Origin of the sequence: Rubrivivax gelatinosus, from assembly GCF_004340905.1 — a bacterium.
Taxonomy (GTDB): domain Bacteria; phylum Pseudomonadota; class Gammaproteobacteria; order Burkholderiales; family Burkholderiaceae_C; genus Rubrivivax; species Rubrivivax gelatinosus.
Window position 1 is genome coordinate 121,823 of sequence record NZ_SLXD01000010.1, and the last position, 19,677, is coordinate 141,499.

The 19,677-nt window shown below is 71.9% G+C and carries 16 protein-coding genes and 1 pseudogene; 7 read left to right on the forward strand and 10 right to left on the reverse strand.

Annotation, left to right across the window (positions count from 1 at the left end):
• Positions 1 to 45 precede the first annotated feature (45 nt).
• Positions 46 to 1,116 (reverse strand): phospholipase A, encoded by a 1,071-nt coding sequence (locus EV684_RS16100; RefSeq protein ID WP_132648303.1) that lies wholly within the window; start codon positions 1,114 to 1,116, stop codon positions 46 to 48.
• A gap of 166 nt (positions 1,117 to 1,282) precedes the next feature.
• Between EV684_RS16100 and EV684_RS16105 the strand changes: the two genes are divergently transcribed.
• The gene (locus EV684_RS16105; RefSeq protein ID WP_132648304.1) at positions 1,283 to 1,819 is read left to right on the forward strand and encodes a hypothetical protein; all 537 of its coding nucleotides are present in this window, start codon (positions 1,283 to 1,285) and stop codon (positions 1,817 to 1,819) included.
• A gap of 5 nt (positions 1,820 to 1,824) precedes the next feature.
• On the opposite strand, the gene EV684_RS16110 is transcribed toward EV684_RS16105, so the two are convergent.
• Both EV684_RS16110 and EV684_RS16115 read right to left on the reverse strand, forming a co-directional pair.
• Entirely contained in the window at positions 1,825 to 2,301 is a 477-nt protein-coding gene (locus EV684_RS16110; protein ID WP_132648305.1) for a GNAT family N-acetyltransferase, read from the reverse strand.
• Positions 2,298 to 2,819: an Lrp/AsnC family transcriptional regulator gene (locus tag EV684_RS16115; protein WP_242478678.1), complete on the reverse strand. Its 522-nt coding sequence runs from the start codon at positions 2,817 to 2,819 to the stop codon at positions 2,298 to 2,300. Before EV684_RS16115 ends, EV684_RS16110 begins: the two co-directional genes overlap by 4 nt.
• A 95-nt stretch (positions 2,820 to 2,914) precedes the next feature.
• On the opposite strand from EV684_RS16115, the gene EV684_RS16120 reads away from it, so the two are divergent.
• From EV684_RS16120 to EV684_RS24415, 3 genes and pseudogenes are all read left to right on the forward strand, one after another.
• Positions 2,915 to 4,105, forward strand: coding sequence for an amidohydrolase (locus EV684_RS16120; RefSeq protein ID WP_132648306.1), 1,191 nt, complete (start codon positions 2,915 to 2,917; stop codon positions 4,103 to 4,105).
• Positions 4,102 to 5,262, forward strand: a pseudogene (locus EV684_RS24410) (diaminopropionate ammonia-lyase); the annotation flags it as partial. The gene EV684_RS16120 and the pseudogene EV684_RS24410, both read left to right, overlap by 4 nt.
• Before the next feature lie 12 nt (positions 5,263 to 5,274).
• Positions 5,275 to 6,525, forward strand: coding sequence for a Zn-dependent hydrolase (locus EV684_RS24415; RefSeq protein WP_375138665.1), 1,251 nt, complete (start codon positions 5,275 to 5,277; stop codon positions 6,523 to 6,525).
• 277 nt (positions 6,526 to 6,802) lie between these two features.
• Here EV684_RS24415 and EV684_RS16130 read toward each other — a convergent pair whose 3' ends face one another.
• Entirely contained in the window at positions 6,803 to 7,477 is a 675-nt protein-coding gene (locus EV684_RS16130; protein WP_132648308.1) for an MSMEG_1061 family FMN-dependent PPOX-type flavoprotein, read from the reverse strand.
• Positions 7,478 to 7,578: 101 nt separating this feature from the next.
• Between EV684_RS16130 and EV684_RS16135 the strand changes: the two genes are divergently transcribed.
• The gene (locus EV684_RS16135; protein ID WP_132648309.1) at positions 7,579 to 8,352 is read left to right on the forward strand and encodes an AraC family transcriptional regulator; all 774 of its coding nucleotides are present in this window, start codon (positions 7,579 to 7,581) and stop codon (positions 8,350 to 8,352) included.
• A 75-nt stretch (positions 8,353 to 8,427) separates the two neighbouring features.
• Here the strand turns inward: EV684_RS16135 and pta are convergent, their stop codons facing one another.
• From pta to EV684_RS16165, 6 genes are all read right to left on the reverse strand, one after another.
• Positions 8,428 to 10,488 (reverse strand): phosphate acetyltransferase, encoded by a 2,061-nt coding sequence (gene pta, locus EV684_RS16140; protein ID WP_132648310.1) that lies wholly within the window; start codon positions 10,486 to 10,488, stop codon positions 8,428 to 8,430.
• The gene (locus EV684_RS16145) at positions 10,488 to 11,711 is read right to left on the reverse strand and encodes an acetate/propionate family kinase (RefSeq protein WP_132648311.1); all 1,224 of its coding nucleotides are present in this window, start codon (positions 11,709 to 11,711) and stop codon (positions 10,488 to 10,490) included. Before EV684_RS16145 ends, pta begins: the two co-directional genes overlap by 1 nt.
• A gap of 254 nt (positions 11,712 to 11,965) precedes the next feature.
• Complete coding sequence (locus EV684_RS16150; RefSeq protein ID WP_132648312.1) at positions 11,966 to 13,141, reverse strand: acetyl-CoA C-acetyltransferase; 1,176 nt, start codon at positions 13,139 to 13,141, stop codon at positions 11,966 to 11,968.
• 118 nt (positions 13,142 to 13,259) lie between these two features.
• Positions 13,260 to 14,687 (reverse strand): short-chain fatty acid transporter, encoded by a 1,428-nt coding sequence (locus tag EV684_RS16155; protein WP_132648313.1) that lies wholly within the window; start codon positions 14,685 to 14,687, stop codon positions 13,260 to 13,262.
• A gap of 29 nt (positions 14,688 to 14,716) precedes the next feature.
• On the reverse strand, positions 14,717 to 15,373 hold the full coding sequence (locus EV684_RS16160) for a 3-oxoacid CoA-transferase subunit B (RefSeq protein WP_132648314.1): 657 nt from the start codon (positions 15,371 to 15,373) through the stop codon (positions 14,717 to 14,719).
• A 2-nt stretch (positions 15,374 to 15,375) separates the two neighbouring features.
• Positions 15,376 to 16,029, reverse strand: coding sequence for a CoA transferase subunit A (locus EV684_RS16165; protein WP_132648315.1), 654 nt, complete (start codon positions 16,027 to 16,029; stop codon positions 15,376 to 15,378).
• Between the two features lie 297 nt (positions 16,030 to 16,326).
• On the opposite strand from EV684_RS16165, the gene atoS reads away from it, so the two are divergent.
• Positions 16,327 to 18,228 (forward strand): two-component system sensor histidine kinase AtoS, encoded by a 1,902-nt coding sequence (gene atoS / locus EV684_RS16170; protein WP_132648316.1) that lies wholly within the window; start codon positions 16,327 to 16,329, stop codon positions 18,226 to 18,228.
• Complete coding sequence (atoC, locus tag EV684_RS16175) at positions 18,225 to 19,616, forward strand: acetoacetate metabolism transcriptional regulator AtoC (RefSeq protein ID WP_132648317.1); 1,392 nt, start codon at positions 18,225 to 18,227, stop codon at positions 19,614 to 19,616. Before atoS ends, atoC begins: the two co-directional genes overlap by 4 nt.
• The last annotated feature ends 61 nt before the right edge of the window (positions 19,617 to 19,677 follow it).

Sequence of the window (19,677 nt, forward strand, 5' to 3'; positions counted from 1 at the left end):
GGGAACGGCGGCAAGTATCCCCCCGGCCAAGCCGGCAGCGCCGCGTCAGAACTGCAGGAAGCTCAGCCCCAGGCCGACGCTGTTCTGGCGGAAGTTGTAGTCGGTGAGCGTCTCGCCGTAACCGCTGAAGAGCTGGAAGTACCAGCGCAGGCCGTTGGGCTGGTCGGAGAACACCGGGTAGGTGTAGTCGAACTGGAAGGCGCCGGTGCGGCCCTCCTGCAGCGTCGTGCGATACAGCAGCGTGGCGGTGTGCAGCCCCGAGGCCCAGCCGAGCGTGAAGTCGGCACGGCCACGGTAGTGCACGAGGTCGGGGTTGTCGTCGTCGTCGCGCGACTCCGACAGCCGGTGCGCGAGGCGCGCCTGCAGCGTCCAGGGCCCGCGCTCGAAGCCGGCCCCGAGGTAGCTGCGGTTCCAGCTGCGCGACAGCGGGTCGCTCTGGCCGTTGGACTGGTGCGCCAGGCCGAGCTCGGTGTAGCGCCAGCGCCAGCCCAGCGGCAGCGGCTGCAGCCCCTGCGGCGTCGGCACCATGTAGATCAGCTCGGGCTCGTAGTCGGCGTTGCGGAAGGGCTTGGAGTCCGTGGTGTTCCAGATCTGCCACAGCACCTGCTGGGTGTAGCCGAACCACAGGTCGGCGTCGGGCAGCAGCAGCCCCTGCGCCAGCTTGGCACGCACCGAGAGCTGGAACTTGGCCTCGACGTTGCGGTAGTTGGGCTGGTCGACCTCGGGCTGCGTCGGCGTCCCCGGGCGCCGGTTGATGCGGTCGGTGTAATGCACCGGCATCACGTAGTTGGGCCGGTAGCCGGTGAAGTTGAAGATGCCGCGCTTGTCGGCGCGGTCGAGCTCCCAGTAGCGCGACAGCAGACTCGTTGTCCGGGGCTCGGCCGGGTCCTCGACCGGCGCGCCGCGCGCGGCCAGCAGCGTCGGCGGGGCCTCGGCGGCCGGCGGCGGCGCCACCGGGGCGCGGCCGGCCAGGCGGTCGTAGCAGGACAGGCGGTCGGGTGCGGCGGCGATCTCGACGCAGGCGGCGAGGCGTTCGTCGGGCGTCTGGGCGACGGCGGCGGCCCAGGCGCAGAGCAGCGGCAAGGGCAGCGACAACGGCAGAAAACGGACGGACATGGACGGTGCGGCGGTGTCTCGAGGCGCCGCAGCTTAAGGCCCGCGCCGGGGTGTAGGCCGGTGCCCACACACGGACGCGGTGTCCGGCGATGGCCGCGGCCCCGTCGCGGGCCTGCAATGGCACACGGGCGACGTCCGCGCCGCCCGCATTCCAAAGGAGCCCGAGATGAGCACGACCCACGCCCCGCTGTTCGGCGAACGTTCGCTGACCCTCGTCGCCGGCCTGTTCCCCGAACCGGCCGCCGCGCGCCGCGCCGCCGAGGCGCTGCGCACGCGGCTGTCGGCCGACGAACGCGAGGTCGCCGTCGTCGCCCCCGGCGACCCCGACATCGCGCGCACGCTGGAACCCGAGCAGCGCGGCATCTGGCACACGATGCTGCGCAGCCACGTGCTGCTGGGCGCGCTGGGCTTCGGCCTGGGCCTGCTGCTGGCCGCGGCGCTGATCGTCGGCGGCTGGCCGGCCGCGGTGGCCTCGCCCTGGGCGACCACCGGCGCCGCCGCCGGCTTCATGGCCATCGCCGGCATGCTGGTCGCCGGCCTGCTGACGCTGCGCCCGGACCGCGCGCTGGTGATCCGCCGCGTGCGCCACGCGCTGCGCCATGGCCGCACGGCGGTCGTCGCCCACCCGCGCGACGAAGCCGCGGCGCACGAAGCCAGCGCGGCACTGGAAGCCGCCGGCGCCGAGGTCGTGCGCTCCGTCTGAAGATTTCAGCCGTGCTCCGGCACGAGGTGTTTCTCGTAGCAGACGCTGGTCGGGTCGCCGACGTAAGGCCCGAACGGCGCAATCGGCACCCAGCCGGCCGCTTCGTACAGCCGCATCGCCGGCTGCTGGCGGTGGCCGGTCTCCAGCCGCAGGCAGACGAAACCCTGGCCGCGGGCGTGCGCCTCGACGGCCGCCAGCAGCGCGCGCGCGACGCCCAGGCGCCGCGCCTCGGGGTGCACGTAGAGCCGGCGCAGTTCGCTGGTGTCGGCGTCCAGCGGCTGATGCGCAGCCATGCCGACGGCGCGCCCGCCGTCATGAGCGACGAAGTAGGCGCCGCGCGGCGGCGTCGGCCGATTGCCCGGTTCGGGCGCGCCGGGCGCGAAAGCCTCCGGGTACAGCGCACGCGCCTCGGCCGCGGCCAGGCGCAGCAGCGCCAGCGCGTCGGCGCCCAGCGGGTCGGCCTCGAGCAGCACCAAGCTCACACTTGCGCCGCCTGCGCCAACGGCACCCGCGTCTCGAACTTCGAGCAGTGCATCGCGAACATGCTCTTGAAGTTGCGCACGTTGTGGTTCGACGAGAAGACCGCCCGCGTGAACGCGTGGTACTCCTGCATCGACGCCGCAGTGACGACGAGCAGGAAGTCGTACTCGCCCGAGACCTCGTAGCAGGCCTGCACCGCCGGCTCGGCGGCCATGCGCTGCTCGAACTGGCGCAGCAGCGCGTCGTTCTGGCGGTCCAGTTCCACCGAGACGAAGGCCGTCAGCGGCCGGCCGACACGCTGGCGGTCGACGATCGCGACCTGGCGCAGCAGCACGCCCGAGGCGCGCATCGCCGCGATGCGGCGCTGGCAGGTGGCCGGCGACGAACCGACCTTGGCCGCCAGCGTGCGCATCGGCAGCGTGGCGTCGTCCTGCAGCAGGTCGAGCAGGCGCAGGTCGAGCGCGTCCGGCGCGTCCAGCACCGTGGCGGCGGGTTTCGTCTCGGCGAGCAGATCGGTCATGAGACAACGATAGCAGCGGGGCCCGGCGGATCGATTGTTTGCCTCGCGGCAGCGTGCCGACAATGACGGCCACCGCCGCCCCCTTGCGCACGCCGATGACGCCCCACGACCCCGACACCGAAACCACCTGGCGCCGCTGGCGCCACGACTTCCACCGTTTCCCCGAGACCGGCTTCGACGAACACCGCAGCGCCGAGCGTGTCGCCCAGGTGCTGACGCTGCTGGGCATCGAGGTGGCACGCGGCATCGGCGGCACCGGCGTCGTCGGCACGCTGCGCCGCGGCAGCGGGGCCGGCATCGTCGCGCTGCGCGCCGACATGGACGCGCTGGCGATCCACGAACACGCGCCCGGCCGCGCCTACGCGTCGCAACACGCCGGCCGCATGCACGCCTGCGGCCACGACGGCCATATGGCGATGCTGCTCGCGGCGGCCCAGCTGCTGGCCGAAGGCGGCGGCTTCGACGGCACGGTGCGTTTCGTCTTCCAGCCGGCCGAGGAACACGGCCGCGGCGCCGCGGCGATGCTGGCCGACGGGCTGCTGGAGCGTTTCCCGTTCGACGAGATCTACGGCGTGCACAACATGCCGGGCCTGCCGGCCGGCCAGATCGCCACGCGTGTCGGCGGCCTGATGGCCAGCGAGGACAACTTCGTCATCCGCGTGCGCGGCCGCGGCGGCCACGCGGCGCGGCCGCATCAGTTGGTCGACCCGCTGGTCGTCGGCGCCGAGATCGTGCTGGCGCTGCAGAGCGTGGTCGCGCGTTCGGTCGACCCGCAGCAGCCGGCCGTGCTGTCGTGCACCGAGTTCCACACCGACGGCATCCGCAACGCCGTGCCGTCCGAGGTGGTGATCCAAGGCGACACACGCAGCTACGCGCCGGAAGTCCAGGCGCTGCTGGAACGCCGCATCCGCGAACTGGCCGACGGCATCGCGCGCGCCCACAGCGCGCGCTGCGAGGTTGAGTACACGCACGAGTTCGCGCCGACGATCAACCACGCCGCGCCGGTGGCCGCGGCGCTGGACGCCGCGCGGCGTGTCGTCGCGGCCGCGCAGGTGGACGGCGACACGCCGCCGGTGATGGCGTCCGAGGACTTCGGCCGCTTCCTGCTGCATCGCCCCGGCGCTTTCGTCTTCCTCGGCAACGGCAGCGGCGCCGAGCCCGGCGCGACGCCGCTGCACAACGCCGGCTACGACTTCAACGACGCCCTGCTGCCCGTCGGCGCCCGCTGGTTCGCCGAACTGGTGCGCCTGCGCCTGCCCGCCAACGCCTCGGATACCCGCCCGTGATCGCCCACAACCCGCAGGCCACGCGCCGCCCTTACGACGCCGAACTCGCCGCGCTGCTGAACGCCGACGCCGCCCGTGCCGCCCGCGAGGCGCTGGCCCACTGGCCGCTGCTGGCGCGCCTGCCGACACCGCTGTGGGCCCTGCCCGGCCGCGCCGCGGCGCTGGGCCTGGCCGCCATCGACCTGAAGGACGAGAGCCGGCGCTCGCCGCTGGCGAGCTTCAAGGCGCTGGGCGCGCCGTATGCGCTGCTGCGCCTGGTGCAGCGCCGGCATGCACAAGCCGGTTGGACCGCCGCCGAGCTCTTCGCCGGTCACCACGCCGCCGCGCTGGCCGGCTTCACCGTCATCGCCGCGACCGACGGCAACCACGGCCGAGCACTCGCCGCCGCCGCGCAGAGCCTGGGCTGCCGCTGCGTCATCGTGCTGCACGCCCAGGTGAGCCCCGAGCGCGAAGACGCGATCGCCGCCTTCGGCGCCGAGATCGTGCGCATCGCCGGCGACTACGACGCTTCGGTCGTCGAGGCCGCACGCCTGGCCGCGGCCAACGGCTGGGAGGTCGTCTCCGACACCTCGTACGAAGGCTACGAAGCCGTGCCGCGCGACGTGATGCAGGGCTACGCGGTGATCGCCGACGAGGTGCTGGAGCTGGTGGACCGGCCCTACACCCACGTCGTGCTGCAAGGCGGCGTCGGCGGGCTGGCCGCGGGTGTCGTCAGCCGCCTGTGGGAAGCCGCCGGTGCGGCGCGGCCGTGTTTCATCGTCGTCGAACCCGAACAGGCCGACTGCCTGCTGCAGAGCGCGCTCGCCGGCGGCCCGGTGCGCGCCAGCGGCAGCACCGACTCGCTGATGGCCGGGCTGGCCTGCGGCGAACCCTCGCCGCTGGCCTGGCGTTTTCTCGCACCGGCCGTCGACACCTTCCTCACCGTGCCCGACGAGGCGGCGGCGCAGGCGATGCGCGAACTGGCCGACGGCGCCCACGGCGACCTGCCGCTGGTCGGCGGCGAGTCGGGTGTCGCCGGGCTGGCGGCACTGCAGGCGCTGTGCGCCGACCCGGCGGCGCGCGAGCGGCTGGGGCTCGATGCCCGGTCGCGGGTGCTGCTGATCAACAGCGAAGGCGCGACCGCGCCGGGGGTCTACGCCGGCCTCGTCGGCCGCGACGCCGAGGCGGTGCTGGCCGCGCAGCACGAGCACCTGGCGCGCGACGGCATCGCCGCCGACCGTCTCGCCTCACGAATCGCCGAACACGCCGAGATCGGCGCCACGCCCGACGGCGGCGTCTGCCGCCTGGCGCTGAGCGACGCCGACCGCGACGGCCGCGACCGCCTCGTCGCCTGGATGCACGAGCTGGGCCTGACAGTGCAGGTCGACCGCATCGGCAACGTCTTCGGCACCCGCGCCGGCAGCGAGCCGGGCGCGGCGCCGGTGATGACCGGCTCGCACCTGGACACGGTGGCCACCGGCGGGCGCTACGACGGTGTCTACGGCGTGGTGGCGGCGCTGGAAGCCGTGCGCCGGCTCGACGAGCTGGGTGTCACGACGCGCCGGCCGATCGTCGTCGCCGCGTTCAGCAACGAGGAAGGCGTGCGCTACCCGCCCGACATGATGGGTTCGCTGGTGCACACCGGCGGCCTGGCGCTGCCCGACGCGCTGGACACGATCGGCATCGACGGCACCCGTCTGGGCGACGAGCTGGTGCGCATCGGCTACGCCGGCGACCTGGACGTCGGTGCGATCCGCCCGCACGCCTTCGTCGAGCTGCACATCGAGCAGGGCCCGGTGCTGGAAACCGAGGGCGTGGCGATCGGCGCCGTCGCCGACCTGCAAGGCATCTCCTGGCAGGAGATCACGGTCGAGGGCCAGTCCAACCACGCCGGCACGACGCCGATGCGGCTGCGCCGCGACGCCGGCGCGGCAGCGGCCGAGATCGCCGTCTTCGTGCGTGATTTGGCGCTGCGCGCCGGCGAACCGCAGGTCGCCACCGTCGGCCGGCTGCGCCTGCACCCGGACCTGATCAACGTGATCCCGGCACGCGCGACGCTGACCGTGGACCTGCGCCACACCGATGAAGCCCGGCTGCAGCAGGCCGAAGCCGAACTCGCGGCTTTCCTCGAACGCCTGGCGGCCGAACGCGGCCTGACGGTGAGCTCGCGCCGGCTGGCGCGTTTCGAGCCGGTGGTCTTCGACGAGCGCCTGGTGCGCACGATCGAAGCCGCCGCCGCGGCACGCGGTTACGCCGTGCGCCGCATGACGTCCGGCGCCGGCCACGACGCGCAGATGCTGGCGCGCGTGTGCCCGGCAGCGATGATCTTCGTGCCCAGCGCCGGCGGCCTGAGCCACAACCCGCGCGAGCACACGCCGGCCGAGCAGCTCGCGCAGGGTGCGAACGTGCTGCTGGACGTGCTGCGGCGGCTGGCAGGCTGAGGCCGGTTCAGAAGGTGTGAAAGAACCCGGCGTGCCCGCGACGGGGTGCAGCCGGGTGTCGGGCAAGGCGCGTCGCGCAGCCGGTACTCGATGTACCGGCAAGCGGCGCAACGCCGCCCGACGCCCGGATGGGCCCCGTCCCGAAGGGGCGAGCCGACGAGCGACCCCGAGACGGTGCCGGGCGCGCTGCGATCAGTTCCGAGGCGTTGTCTCGCCGTGGCGCGTTCGGGGTCGCTGGGCGGATCGACGCGGGCATGGCGGGTTCTTTCACACCTTCTCAGTAGAGGTCCTGGCGCACGGCCTGCGTGTAGTGCGCGTCGACCTGGGCGATCTGAGCCGCGTCCATCGTCGCGCGCGCGTCGGCCAGCCGGCCCAGTTCGGCCAGCACGCTGCCCACCGTGGGTAGCGCGGCGGCGTCCAGCCGCGACTCCGGCTGCCACAGCCGCGCGCGGTTGATGGCCTTGCCGCAGTGGAACAGCACCTCGTCGACGGCGACCACGGTGGCCGTTTTCGGCACACGCTCGCCCTCCTTCAACTGCGCCAGCAGCCGGGGGTCGGTGCTGATGCGGCCGCGGCCGTTGATGCGCAGGAAGACTTCCAGCCCCGGGAACAGGAACACCATGCCCAGGCGCTCGTCGCGCTGCAGGTTGCGCAGCGACTCGATGCGGTTGTTGCCGGGCCAGTCGGCAAACACCACATGGCGCTCGTCGAGCACCTGGACGAAACCCGGCCGCCCGCCGCGTGGCGAGGCGTCCAGCCCGTGCTCGCTGCCGGTCGCCAGGCAGAAGAAGCTGGCCGCCTTCAGGTAGGCCTCGTGGAAGGCGTGCAGGCGGTCGGTCACCGCCTTCTGGATGCGCTCCGACGGCGGGTCGTAGAGCGTGTCCAGGTCGAGGTCCGCCTGCGGGACCGGCTTGGCCGAGGCCTGTTGAACATTCCTGCCGCCGTTCGTCATCTGCCTTCTCCTGCGCCCCAGCGCTGATGCGGGCGGCAGCTTAGGCGCCATCGGACTGGCGGCTATAGACTGGATCTGCCAATCAATATCACGCAGCCGCCATGGGAATGCAGATCGATCCAGACGCGACGAACAGTGCCGACGGCCCCATCGTCTTCGCCGCCGCGGCCGCCGGCGTCGAGGAACTGTCGTCCGAAGCGCATCGCCACGCACGCGGCCAGCTGGTCGGCTCGCTGCGTGGCCTGCTGACGGTGGGGATCGAGGACGGCGTCTGGGTCGTGCCCGCGATCCACGCGGTCTGGCTGCCGCCGCACCAGTGGCACAGCGGCCGGGCGCACGGCCCGTTCCACGGCTGGAGCGCCTACGTCGCCGAATCGGCCTGCCACGACCTGCCGTCGCGGCCCTGCACGCTGCGGACCTCGGGGCTGCTGCGCGAAGCGGTGCTGCGCGCCAGCACCTGGCCGCCCGGGCCGCTGGATGCGGCGCGCACGCGGGTGGCCGAACTGATCCTCGACGAGATCCGCACGCTGCCGGTCGAACCGCTCGGGCTGCCACTGCCGCGCGACGCACGCGCCCAGCGCATCGCCCGGGCGCTGATCGCCGACCCGGCCGACGCACGCGAGCTGGAGCAATGGGCCGCCTGGGCCTCGCTCAGCGCGCGCACGCTGAGCCGGCGTTTCGTCGACGAGACGGGCTTTCACTTCACCGCCTGGCGGCAGCGCGCGCGCCTGTTGAAGGCGCTGGAGATGCTGGCCGCCGGCGTGCCGGTCGGCACGATCGCGCTCGACCTGGGCTACGCCACGGCGAGCGCGTTCATCGGCTTGTTCAGACGCACGTTCGGCGAGACGCCGGCCGTGTACCGCACGCGGCTGTAGCGCAGCGTCGCATGCGGGCCTCCGCCACTCGGGGAGGCCCGCCGCGGAGCGCCGAGCGGCGCTCCGTGCAGGCGATCAGGCCGTCGCGGCCTGGATCGCCGTCAGCGCGATCGTGTAGACGATGTCGTCGACGAGCGCGCCGCGCGACAGGTCGTTCACCGGCTTGCGCAGGCCCTGCAGCATCGGGCCGACCGAGATGACCCCGGCCGAGCGCTGCACCGCCTTGTAGGTCGTGTTGCCGGTGTTGAGGTCCGGGAACACGAACACGTTGGCGCGGCCGGCCACCGGCGAGTTCGGGGCCTTCTGGCGGCCCACGCTCTCCACCGAGGCGGCGTCGTACTGCATCGGGCCGTCGATGGCCAGCTGCGGGCGGCGCTCCTTGACGATGCGGGTGGCCTCGCGCACCTTGTCGACGTCGGCGCCCGTGCCCGACGAACCCGTCGAGTACGAGATCATCGCCACGCGCGGCTCGATGCCGAAGGCCGCGGCGCTGTCGGCCGACTGCATCGCGATCTCGGCCAGCTCCTCGGCGCTCGGGTCGGGGTTGATCGCGCAGTCGCCGTAGACCAGCACCTGGTCGGGCATCAGCATGAAGAACACCGACGAGACGATCGACGAACCCGGCGCCGTCTTGATCAGCTGCAGCGCCGGACGCACCGTGCTCGCCGTCGTGTGCACCGCCCCCGAGACCAGGCCGTCGACGTCGCCGGTGGCGAGCATCATCGTGCCCAGCACGACGGTGTCTTCCAGCTGCATCGCCGCCTGCCCCGGGGTCAGGCCCTTGGACTTGCGCAGCTCGACCATCGGGCCGATGTAGCGTTCGCGCACCACGTCCGGATCGAGGATCTCGACCGAGTCGGGCAGCTCGATGCCGTGCAGCGTGGCGGCGGCACGCACCGCGTCGGGCGCGCCCAGCAGCACGCAGTGGGCGATGCCCTTGCGCGCGCAGATCGCGGCGGCCGCCAGCGTGCGCGGTTCGTCGCCCTCGGGCAGCACGATGCGCTTCTGGCCCGCACGCGCCGAGTGGATCAGCGCGTGGCGGAACATCGGCGGCGTCATCGTCGCCGAACGCGGCACGGCCGCGGTGGCGGCCAGGCCGCTGACGTCCAGGTGGTCGGCGGCATGTTCGACCAGGCGCTCCATGCGCTCCAGGTCGTCGACGCGCACGCGGCGGTCGAGGTTGGCCAGCTGGCTGACGGCCTCGAAGGTCTGCAGCTCGGTGCGCAGGATGTTCAGCCCGGCGCGGCGCGGCTCGAGGAAGGTCTTGAGCTCGGGCGCCAGCTGTTCGCCGCAGGTCAGCAGCACGCCGGCGATCGGCATGCCGGTGGCCTTGGCGAAGGTGGTGGTCAGCACGACGTCGGCGCGGTCGCCCGGCGTCACGACCAGCGTGCCCGGGCCCAGGCGCACGACCAGATGCTCGGGGCTGCGCGCGGCGACGACGACGTTCTGCACGCGAGCGCTGGCCAGGTCACCGGCTTCGACGACCTCGAAACCCAGGTCCTCGACGACGTCGGCCACGCGCGGCGCGGCCATCGCCGGATCGTCCGGCACGATGCCCAGCAGCGGGGCGGCGGCCTCGAAGCCCTCGCCGAGGTCGGCGCGGGCACGCGAGATGACCACGCCCACCGGCGGCAAGCCGTCGCGGCCGTAGCGGTGCGCCACGTCGGCGATGCGGCCGGCCAGCGCCAGCGCGTCGTCTTCCTGGCCCGGCACCACCGGCACCACCTCGGCCTGCAGCGCCTTGGCGACCGCGAGGTCCAGGTCGGCGACCAGCGGGTGGCCGTCGGCCAGCGTCGCGCCTTCGACGACGACGACGTCGGCCGTCGCGGCCACGCCCTGGACCAGCGCGACCACGTCTTCGAGCAGCGTGTCGATCTCGCCGGCGCGGGTCATCGCCTCGGCGGTGTCCATCGGCAGCGCACGCGGCACCGGCAGGTTGAACAGGCGGCGCGCGAAGACCACCGAGCGGTCCTCGGCGTCACGCTCGACGCCGGGGTCGGCGATCGGCTTGACGAAGCCGGCGCGCACGCCGGCGGCCTGCAGCGCACGCACCAGGCCGAGCGCGATCGAGGAGGCACCGTAGCCGGGCGCCGTCGGCGCCACGTACAGCAGGCGGGTATGGCGGCGGGCCTGCATCACGCGACCTCCGCGGCCGAAGCCGACTGGCCGAAGGCGATCGCCGCGGTGTCGCGTGCGATCGTGCCTTCCTCGTCGGTGGGCACGACGATCGCGGCCGGGCGGTGCGAGCGGCTGATGACGGCGCAGGCGCCGCCACGTGTCACGTCGTTGCGTTCGTGGTCGACGTCCAGGCCGAAGATCGCCAGGCGCTCGAGCACCTTGGCGCGCACGTTGGCCGAGTTCTCGCCGATGCCGCCGGTGAACACCACGGCGTCCAGGCGCGGCAGCGATGCGGCCAGCGCGCCGACGGTGCGCGCGATGCGGAAGCAGAACACGTCCAGCGCGGTGCGCGCGCCTTCGTGGCCGGCGGCGGCCGCCTGCTCCAGCGTGCGGCAGTCGTTGGACAGCTCGGACAGGCCGAGCAGGCCGCTCTTCTTGTTGATCATCGTGTCGACGCCGTCCAGGTCGAGACCGGCGCGGCGCGCGATGTACAGCAGCGCGCCGGCGTCGACGTCGCCGCAGCGGGTGCCCATCACCAGGCCTTCGACCGGGGTCAGGCCCATCGAGGTGTCGACGCTGCGGCCGTTGCGGATCGCGGTGGCCGAGGCGCCGTTGCCCAGGTGCAGCACGATCAGCGCGTTGTCGGTGGGGTCGAGCTCCAGGCGCTCGATCGCACGCTGCGAGACGCAGCGGTGCGAGGTGCCGTGAAAGCCGTAGCGGCGCACGCCGTACTCGCGGCGGTACTGCTGCGGCAGCGCGTACAGGTAGGCCTCGGCCGGCATCGTCTGGTGGAAGGCGGTGTCGAAGACCGCGACCTGGCGCGCCGCCGGCAGCGCGGCGATGGCCGCGCGGATGCCGATCAGGTTGGCCGGGTTGTGCAGCGGCGCCAGCTCGGCGCAGGCCTCGATGTCGGCCAGCACCTCGGCGGTGATCTCGACGGACTGCGTGAAACGCTCGCCGCCGTGCACGACGCGGTGGCCGACGGCGGCCACACGCTCGAGCAGGCCACGAGCGGCCAGGAAGGCGAGCAGCGCGGCCAGCGCTTCACGGTGGCCGCCGCCGTTGAGCTGCGTGACCGTGCGTTCGCCGTCGGCGTCGAAACGGATGCGGGCGTCGGCGGCGTCCAGGCACTCGGCCAGGCCACCGAGCAGGGCTTCGGACTCGCGCGGATCGAACAGCGCGAACTTGAGGGAGGAGGAGCCGCAGTTGACGACCAGCGTCAGCGGCGTGGAGATGGACATCTGAATTCTTTCGAACAGGGGCTTGCAGGCCCGACACCGGCAAGGGGTCGGATCAGGATCGTGCAAATCGCCTGCTGGGAAGGGCGCCCATCTCGGGACTAACGCGCGGCATGACGACACTCCTGTCTGCCTGCGGGCGATCCGGCGGATGCTGCGAGTGCACGTAAACCCGCATACCGGAAGTCGCGATATATACCCGATCGGCGCCCGCCGCGGTATGGGCGGCAGGCGACGAATGTCAAGTACTCACATCTTCAGGCACGTTCCAGGCACATCGCGACGCCCATGCCGCCGCCGATGCACAGCGTGGCCAGGCCCTTGCGGGCTTCGCGGCGCTGCATCTCATACAGCAGCGTGGTCAGGACGCGTGCGCCGGAGGCGCCCACCGGGTGGCCGAGCGCGATCGCGCCGCCGTTGACGTTGAGCCTGGCCGGGTCGAAGCCGAGTTCACGCCCGACCGAGAGGGCCTGCACCGCGAAAGCCTCGTTGGCTTCGACGAGGTCGAGGTCGGCGACGGTCCAGCCGGCCTTGGCGAGTGCCTTGCGCGACGCGGGGATCGGGCCGGTGCCCATGATGGACGGGTCGACGCCGGCGGTGGCCCAGGACGCGATGCGCGCCAGCGGGCGGATGCCGCGGGCTTCGGCTTCCTGGGCCGTCATCAGCACCACCGCGGCGGCGCCGTCGTTGATGCCCGAGGCGTTGCCGGCGGTCACCGAGCCGGCCTTGTCGAAGGCCGGGCGCAGCTTGGCCAGCGCTTCCAGCGTCGCGCCGTGGCGCACGAACTCGTCCTGGTCGAAGACGGTGTCGCCCTTCTTCGACTTGATCGTCACCGGCACGATCTCGGCGGCGAAGCGGCCCGCCTTCTGCGCCGCCTCGGCCTTGTTCTGCGAGGCCACGGCGAAAGCGTCCTGCTCCTCGCGCGTGATGCCCCACTGGCGGGCGATGTTCTCGGCCGTGATGCCCATGTGGTAGCCCTGGAAGGCGTCGGTCAGCGCGTCGCAGATCATGCTGTCGACGAACTCCAGCGGCCCCATCTTGACGCCGTTGCGCAGGTGGGCGACGTGGCGCGCGCGGCTCATGCTCTCCATGCCGCCGGCGACGACGAACTTCGCGTCGCCGCAGGCGATCTGCTGCGCGCCCAGCGCGACGGCGCGCAGGCCCGAGCCGCAGACCTGGTTCAGGCCGAAGGCCGTGGCTTCCTGCGGGATGCCGGCGTTGACGGCGGCGCGGCGCGCCGGGTTCTGGCTCTGGCCGGCGGGCAGCACCTGGCCGAGGATCACCTCGTCGATGAGGGCGGCGTCGAGCTGCGCACGCTCCAGCGCGGCGCGGATGGCGATGGTGCCGAGTTCGGCCGCTTCGAGCGAGGCGAGCGTGCCGTTGAACGAGCCGATGGCCGTGCGGGCGGCGGCGGCGATGACGATGTCGGTCATGTGGGGTCTCCAGTGGCGGGAGCGCCTCGCGGAGCGCTCCCGGCGGGTTGGACGGGTGAAGGAGAGTCGGTCGGGAGAAACAGGCGGCGGGCGGGGCTCACCCCGCCCGCGCAGGGCACTACAGCGTCAGCGCCAGGCCCCAGAGCAGGAACATCACCAGCGGGGCGTTGAAGATCAGCTGCGTGAAGCAGAAACCCACGATGTCGCGGGCACGCAGGCCCAGCACGCCCAGCAGCGGCAGCATCCAGAACGGGTTGATCAGGTTCGGCAGCGCCTCGGCGGCGTTGTAGACCTGGACCGCCCAGCCCATGTGCGCATGCAGGTCCTTGGCGGCTTGCAGCACGTACGGCGCTTCGATGATCCACTTGCCGCCGCCCGAGGGCACCAGGAAGCCGAGGATCGCCGAGTAGATGCCGATGACGACCGGGAAGGTGCTGCCGTTGGCGATCGAGACGAAGAGCTCGGAGATGTGGTGCGAGATCGAGACGCCGTCGCTGCCGGTCACGTGCGTCAGGATCGCTGCGATCGCGCCGTAGAACGGGAACTGGATCAGCACCCCGGCCGTCGTCGGCACCGCCTTGGCCACCGCCTTCAGGAAGGAGCGGATGTTGCGGTGCAGCAGCAGGCCGATCATCAGGAACACGAAGTTGTAGGTGTTCAGGTTCGAGATGACGTTCAGCGGGCTCTTGGCCTGGAACTCGGTCCAGATGAAGCCGGCGGCCAGCAGCACGACGAGGATCGGCAGGATCGGCGAGAACTCGAACCAGTCACCGGGGCGGCCGGCCTTCTCTTCGACCTTGGTGTCGGCCGAGACGTCGCAGCCCATGTCCTCGGCGGTCTTCACCGTGGCGCCGGTCGGGGCCGAGAAGTAGGCCACCGTGATCGTGCAGGCCATGATGATCACGCACATCAGGATCGACTGCGGCAGGAAGATCGTGTCCGACAGCGGGATCACGCCGCTGATCTCGGAGATCGACTTGGGCAGCGAAGCCGGGTTGGCCTGCAGCATCGCCGACGACGAGGACAGACCCAGCGCCCAGGTCGCGCCCAGGCCCAGGTAGGCCGCGGCGCCGGCGGCGCGGTAGTCCATCTTCAGGTTGGCACGGCGCGCCAGGGCACGCACCAGCAGGCCGCCGAGCACCAGGCTGAGCGCCCAGTTGAACAGCGACGCGATCATCGAGACGAAGGCCACGAAGGCGATCGCGCCACGGCCGGTCTTGGGCACCGCGGCCAGGCGGTCGATCAGCCGCGTGCACGGCGGCGACGCGGCGACCACGTAGCCGGCGATGGCCACCATCGCCATCTGCATCGTGAACGGGATCAGCGACCAGAAGCCGTCACCGAAGCCCTTGGCGATGGCCAGCGGCGTGGCACCGATCGCCAGATCGCCGATGACGACCGCGAACAGCGTCAGGATGACGAAGACGAAGGCGTCGGGGAACCACTTTTCGGCCCAGCCGGTGAAGGCGTAGGCCAGGCGGGCGAGGCCGCGCGGGCCGTCGCCGTCGGTCTGGGGAACCCCGTTCTTGTCGAGAACTGCTGACATGGTTGTCTTCCTGGAAGAGAGGGGTGGGCTCAGGCGTCGAGCGACATCGTCTTGACGTCGGCGGGCACGACCAGGCGCGCGGCCGTGGCGGCGAGCACGTCCTTGACCGTGAAGCCGGGCGCGACTTCGCGCAGCACCAGGCCTTCGTCGGTGGGCTCGATGACCGCCATCTCGGTGACGATCAGGTCGACGCGGCGCACCGAGGTCAGCGGCAGCTGGCAGCTCGGGATGATCTTGGGCTCGCCCTTGGCGGTGTGCGTCATCGCGACGATCACGCGCTTGGCGCCGCTCACGAGGTCCATCGCGCCGCCCATGCCCGGCACCATCTTGCCCGGCACCATCCAGTTGGCGAGCTGGCCGTTCTCGTCGACCTGCAGGCCGCCGAGCACCGTGACGTCGAGGTGGCCGCCGCGGATGAAGCCGAACGAGGCGACGCTGTCGAAGGCCGCCGCGCCCGGCACGATGCTGGTGGGCGTGCCGCCGGCGTCGGTCAGCGCGTCGGCGGCGAGGCCGGCTTCGGGCAGCGGGGTCATGCCGATGACGCCGTTCTCCGACTGGAAGAAGACGTTGACGCCGGCGGGCAGGTAGCGCGCGACGAGCGTCGGCAGGCCGATGCCGAGGTTGACGAGCTGACCGTCGCGCAGTTCCTGGGCGACGCGCTTGGCGATGAGGGTCTTGTCATCCATGGTCAGGCCTCCTTGGCCACGAGGGTGTCGACGACGACGGAGACGGTCTCCACCTGGTCGGGCGCGATGACGCCCACCGGCACGATCTCGCCGGCTTCGGCGATCACGTGGTCGGCGGCCAGCGCCATCACGGGGTTGAAGTTGCGTGCCGTGAGTTCGTACTGGAGGTTGCCGATGTAGTCGGCGCGCCAGGCGGCGACGAGCGCGAAGTCCGCGCGCAGCGGCGTCTCGACGAGGAAGGTCTTGCCCTGGATCTCCAGCGTGGGCTTGCCGTCGGCGACCACGGTGCCGACGCCGGTGGGCGTGAGCACGCCGCCCAGGCCCGTGCCGCCGGCGCGGATGCGCTCGGCCAGCGTGCCCTGCGGGACGAGTTCGACCTCGATCTCGCCGGCGATCATGCGTTGCTGGGTTTCGGGGTTCAGCCCGATGTGCGACGCGACGAGGCGCTTGACGGCGCCGGCGGCGATCAGCTTGCCGATGTCGACCCCCTTGCGGGCGGTGTCGTTGGCGATCACCGTCAGGTCGCGCTTGCCCTGGCGAACGAGTTCGTCGATCAGGCGGTGCGGCGACCCGACCCCCATGAAGCCGCCGATCATCAGCGTGGACCCGTCCGGGATTCGGGCGACGGCATCCGCGAGAGCGGTTACTTTGGACATTGTCTTGGTTCTCCGGTGAGCGCCGTACGACCGATGGGAGGTACGGCGGCGTGGGACGTTTTGCGTCTTTTGCCCTCGATTCCGCCGAGGGACAAGCGGTTTTCGCAATCCCCGTGCCAATACCCAAGCTGTTGATTTACAAGGACTTAATAATCCAGTCGGATATTCAAGCGAGTTATCCCCGTGAAATCCGATGCGCACCTGCGCAAAGAACTGCACACCGGTTTTGCCGGTCTATTGGCGAGGCGCCGGGAAAGCCCGGCGACAATGTCGCCGGCCAGAAGTAAAGGCCTGCGCATGAGCTCCCCCGACCCCCAGCCCGGCCCTGCCCGGGGCCCCAGACGCCGCCGCCGGCTGCCCGCGCTGCTGCGGCCGCTGCGCACGCTGCGCCAGCGCCTGATCGCGACTTCGCTGCTCATCGTGGCGCTGCCGATCAGCGCCGTGGCCGTCGTGCTCGTCTACCAGGAGCGCGAGGCGGTGCTGCTGGAGAAGGAGAAGAAGCTCTTCGCGATCACGCGCATCCTCGACTCCGAGCTCGGCCCCGGCTTCGACGCCTACCTCGACGGCCTGCCCGGCGGCTGGAACAACCGCGAAGCGGCGATCGCCCGGCTGGCCGAGCGGCTGACGCCGCTGACCGACCGCATCGCCGCGTCGGACCCCGGCGTCGGCGTCGGCTACTACGTGCGCCGGCTCGACGCCATCGTCACCTACGGCCCCAGCCGCGACTACGCCTACACGGTGGGCCGCTCGATCCCGGCAGACCACCCGGGGCGCCAGGTGATGGCCGAGAACCGGCCGCAGATCACCCAGGGCAGCCTGGTGCGCGGCTCGATCCTCAACGCAATGCATCCGATCGCACGCGACGGGGGGGTCATCGGCTACGTCTGGGCCAACGAGACCACCGAGGCCATCGGGCTGCAGCAGCGGCTGATCGACCTGGCGGTCTTCGCCACCAGCCTGTGCGGCTTCGCCGTCGCCTTCGTGCTCGTGTGGGTGACGTCCAAGCGCCTGTCCAGCGAGGTCGACGTCGTCGTGCGCGGCCTGGCGGCGATGAAGACCGACCTGCGCCGGCGCATCCCGCCGCTGCGCGACGAGCTCGGCGAGGTCGTCGACGCGATCAACGGCATGGCCAAGGCGCTGCTGGACGCGCGCTCGCTGACCGAGAACATCCTGTCCAGCGTCGCCGACGGCATCGTCGCCGTCGACCGGCGCGGCGTCGTCACGGCGATCAACCCGGCCGCCGAACGCCTGTACGGCGTCAGCGCGCGCCAGGTGCTGGGCCGCCCGTACAGCAAGCTGTTCAACACCGACGCCCGCCACAGCGCGCTGCTGGAGACGCTGGACAGCGGCCGGCCGCAGCTGGGCATCTCGGTGGAGCTGCAGCGCGGCGAGCACACCTTCAAGGTCGACGCCTCGTCGACCGTGCTGCGCGACGGCGACGGCCGGCCGATCGGCGCCGTCGTCGTGTTAAAGGACGTCAGCGAACGCGACCGGCTGATGGTGCAGGTGATGCGCGCCGACCGCCTCGCGGCGCTGGGCGAACTGACCGCCGGCATCGCGCACGAGATCCGCAACCCGCTGACCTCGATCCGCGGCTTCCTGCAGTACCTGCAGGAGTGCGAGTCGATCGAGGAGTGGCGCCACTACGGCCCGCTGATCATCCGCGAGGTCGACAGCCTGAACCACATCGTCGGCGAGCTGCTCGCCTTCGGCCGGCCGCGGCCGCCGCAGGTCGACTCCATCGACCTGGGCGCACTGGTCAAGGAGACCGCCTTCCTCGCGCGCGGGCGCTCGGACGCCCAGGTCGGCGTGCAGATCGAGCCCGGCCTGCCGGCCATCGAAGGCGACCGCGAGGCGCTCAAGCAGGCGATCCTCAACCTGGTCATCAACGCCATCCAGGCGCTGCCCGGCGGCGGCCACGTCGAGATCGAGCTGGCCGCCGCCGGCGCCGGCGAGCTGGCGCTGCGCGTGCGCGACGACGGCGTCGGCATCGCGCCGGAGAACCTGGACAAGGTCTTCGACCCCTTCTTCTCCACCAAGGCCTCGGGCACCGGCCTGGGGCTGGCGATGGTGCACCGCATCGTCGACGCCCACGGCGGCACGATCGGCATCGACAGCCGCCCCGGCGCCGGCACCACCGTCGAGATGCGGCTGCCGGTGCGCCTGCGGCCCGCCGCCCCGAACGAGGAACCCCGATGACCCCCAACGTCCCCACCGCCATCGTCTGCGACGACGACGAGGCCATCCGCCGCATGCTGTCGGCGGTGCTCGGCAAGGAAGGCCTGCGCGTCGTCACCGCCAGCGACGGCGCCGAGGCCGTCGAGGCCTACCGCCGCGAGCGCCCCGACGTCGTGCTGATGGACATCCGCATGCCGCGCATGAGCGGGCTGGAGGCGCTGTCGGCCATCATGGCCACCGACCGCAAGGCCTCGGTGATCCTGATGACCGCCTTCGCCGAGGTCGGCACCGCGGTGCGCGCGATCAAGGACGGCGCCTTCGACTACGTCATCAAGCCCTTCGACCTCGACGAGATCCGGGTGCTGGTCAAGCGCGCGCTGGACATCCGCTCGATGCGCGAGGAGAACGCCTCGCTGCGCCGCGAGCTGTCCGAGCGCATCGGCTCCGAGGCCATCCTCACCGACTGCCCGCAGATGATCCGGCTCAAGCAGACGGTGGCCAAGGTGGCGCGCAGCCACGCCACGGTGCTGGTGCACGGCGAGAGCGGCACCGGCAAGGAGCTGGTGGCCGCGGCCATCCACTACTGGTCGCCGCGCGCCGCCGGGCCCTTCGTCAAGGTGAACTGCGCCGCGATCCCGGAGACGCTGCTGGAGACCGAGTTCTTCGGCAACGAGAAAGGCGCCTTCACCGGTGCCACCACGCAGCGCCGCGGGCGCTTCGAGATGGCCGAACACGGCACGCTGTTCCTCGACGAGATCGGCGAGATCACGCCGGCGCTGCAGGTCAAGCTGCTGCGTGTGCTGCAGGAGCGCGAGTTCGAGCGCGTGGGCGGCAGCAAGCCGGTGAAGGTCGACGTGCGCATCGTCGCGGCGACCAACCGCGACCTGGAGGCCATGGTGCGCGAAGGCACGTTCCGCCAGGACCTGTTCTTCCGCCTGAACGTCGTTTCGCTGCGCACCATCCCGCTGCGCGAGCGGCCGGAAGACGTGATCCTGCTGGCGCATCACTTCCTGGACCGCTTCTGCGCCGAGAACGGCGTCGAGCTGCGCGGCTTCGACCCGGCGGCGCTGAAGTGCCTGGCCGCCTACCACTGGCCGGGCAACGTGCGCGAGCTGGCCAACGCGGTGGAGCGTGCCGTCGTCATGACGACCTCCAGCCAGATCCTGCCCGAGGACCTGCCCGAGAGCCTGCAATGCCGGCCCGAGGACGGCTGCGGCCTGGAGCGCGGCGAACCCGCAGCGCGCGACGAAGGCGACCGCCCGCTGCGCGTGCAGGTCGGCGAGTTCGAGGCCGAGGCCATCCGGCGTGCGCTGGCACGCCACCAGGGCAACCGCGCACGCACCGCCGCCGGCCTGGGCATCAGCCGGCGCGCCCTGCTCTACAAGCTGCAGGAATACGGCATCAGCTGAGCGGCCCGGCAGGCACCGGCCGACACGGTCGGAATCCCACTTCGATCACGCCGCAGCATCA

What these genes read in the sequence shown, in the direction of transcription:
- EV684_RS16100 (WP_132648303.1), bottom strand. Translation starts at nt 1,116, where the DNA reads ATGTCCGTCCGTTTTCTGCCGTTGTCGCTGCCCTTGCCGCTGCTCTGC.
- EV684_RS16105 (WP_132648304.1), top strand. Translation starts at nt 1,283, where the DNA reads ATGAGCACGACCCACGCCCCGCTGTTCGGCGAACGTTCGCTGACCCTC.
- EV684_RS16115 (WP_242478678.1), bottom strand. Translation starts at nt 2,819, where the DNA reads ATGACCGATCTGCTCGCCGAGACGAAACCCGCCGCCACGGTGCTGGAC.
- EV684_RS16120 (WP_132648306.1), top strand. Translation starts at nt 2,915, where the DNA reads ATGACGCCCCACGACCCCGACACCGAAACCACCTGGCGCCGCTGGCGC.
- EV684_RS16130 (WP_132648308.1), bottom strand. Translation starts at nt 7,477, where the DNA reads ATGACGAACGGCGGCAGGAATGTTCAACAGGCCTCGGCCAAGCCGGTC.
- EV684_RS16135 (WP_132648309.1), top strand. Translation starts at nt 7,579, where the DNA reads ATGGGAATGCAGATCGATCCAGACGCGACGAACAGTGCCGACGGCCCC.
- pta (WP_132648310.1), bottom strand. Translation starts at nt 10,488, where the DNA reads ATGCAGGCCCGCCGCCATACCCGCCTGCTGTACGTGGCGCCGACGGCG.
- EV684_RS16145 (WP_132648311.1), bottom strand. Translation starts at nt 11,711, where the DNA reads ATGTCCATCTCCACGCCGCTGACGCTGGTCGTCAACTGCGGCTCCTCC.
- EV684_RS16150 (WP_132648312.1), bottom strand. Translation starts at nt 13,141, where the DNA reads ATGACCGACATCGTCATCGCCGCCGCCGCCCGCACGGCCATCGGCTCG.
- EV684_RS16155 (WP_132648313.1), bottom strand. Translation starts at nt 14,687, where the DNA reads ATGTCAGCAGTTCTCGACAAGAACGGGGTTCCCCAGACCGACGGCGAC.
- EV684_RS16160 (WP_132648314.1), bottom strand. Translation starts at nt 15,373, where the DNA reads ATGGATGACAAGACCCTCATCGCCAAGCGCGTCGCCCAGGAACTGCGC.
- EV684_RS16165 (WP_132648315.1), bottom strand. Translation starts at nt 16,029, where the DNA reads ATGTCCAAAGTAACCGCTCTCGCGGATGCCGTCGCCCGAATCCCGGAC.
- atoS (WP_132648316.1), top strand. Translation starts at nt 16,327, where the DNA reads ATGAGCTCCCCCGACCCCCAGCCCGGCCCTGCCCGGGGCCCCAGACGC.
- atoC (WP_132648317.1), top strand. Translation starts at nt 18,225, where the DNA reads ATGACCCCCAACGTCCCCACCGCCATCGTCTGCGACGACGACGAGGCC.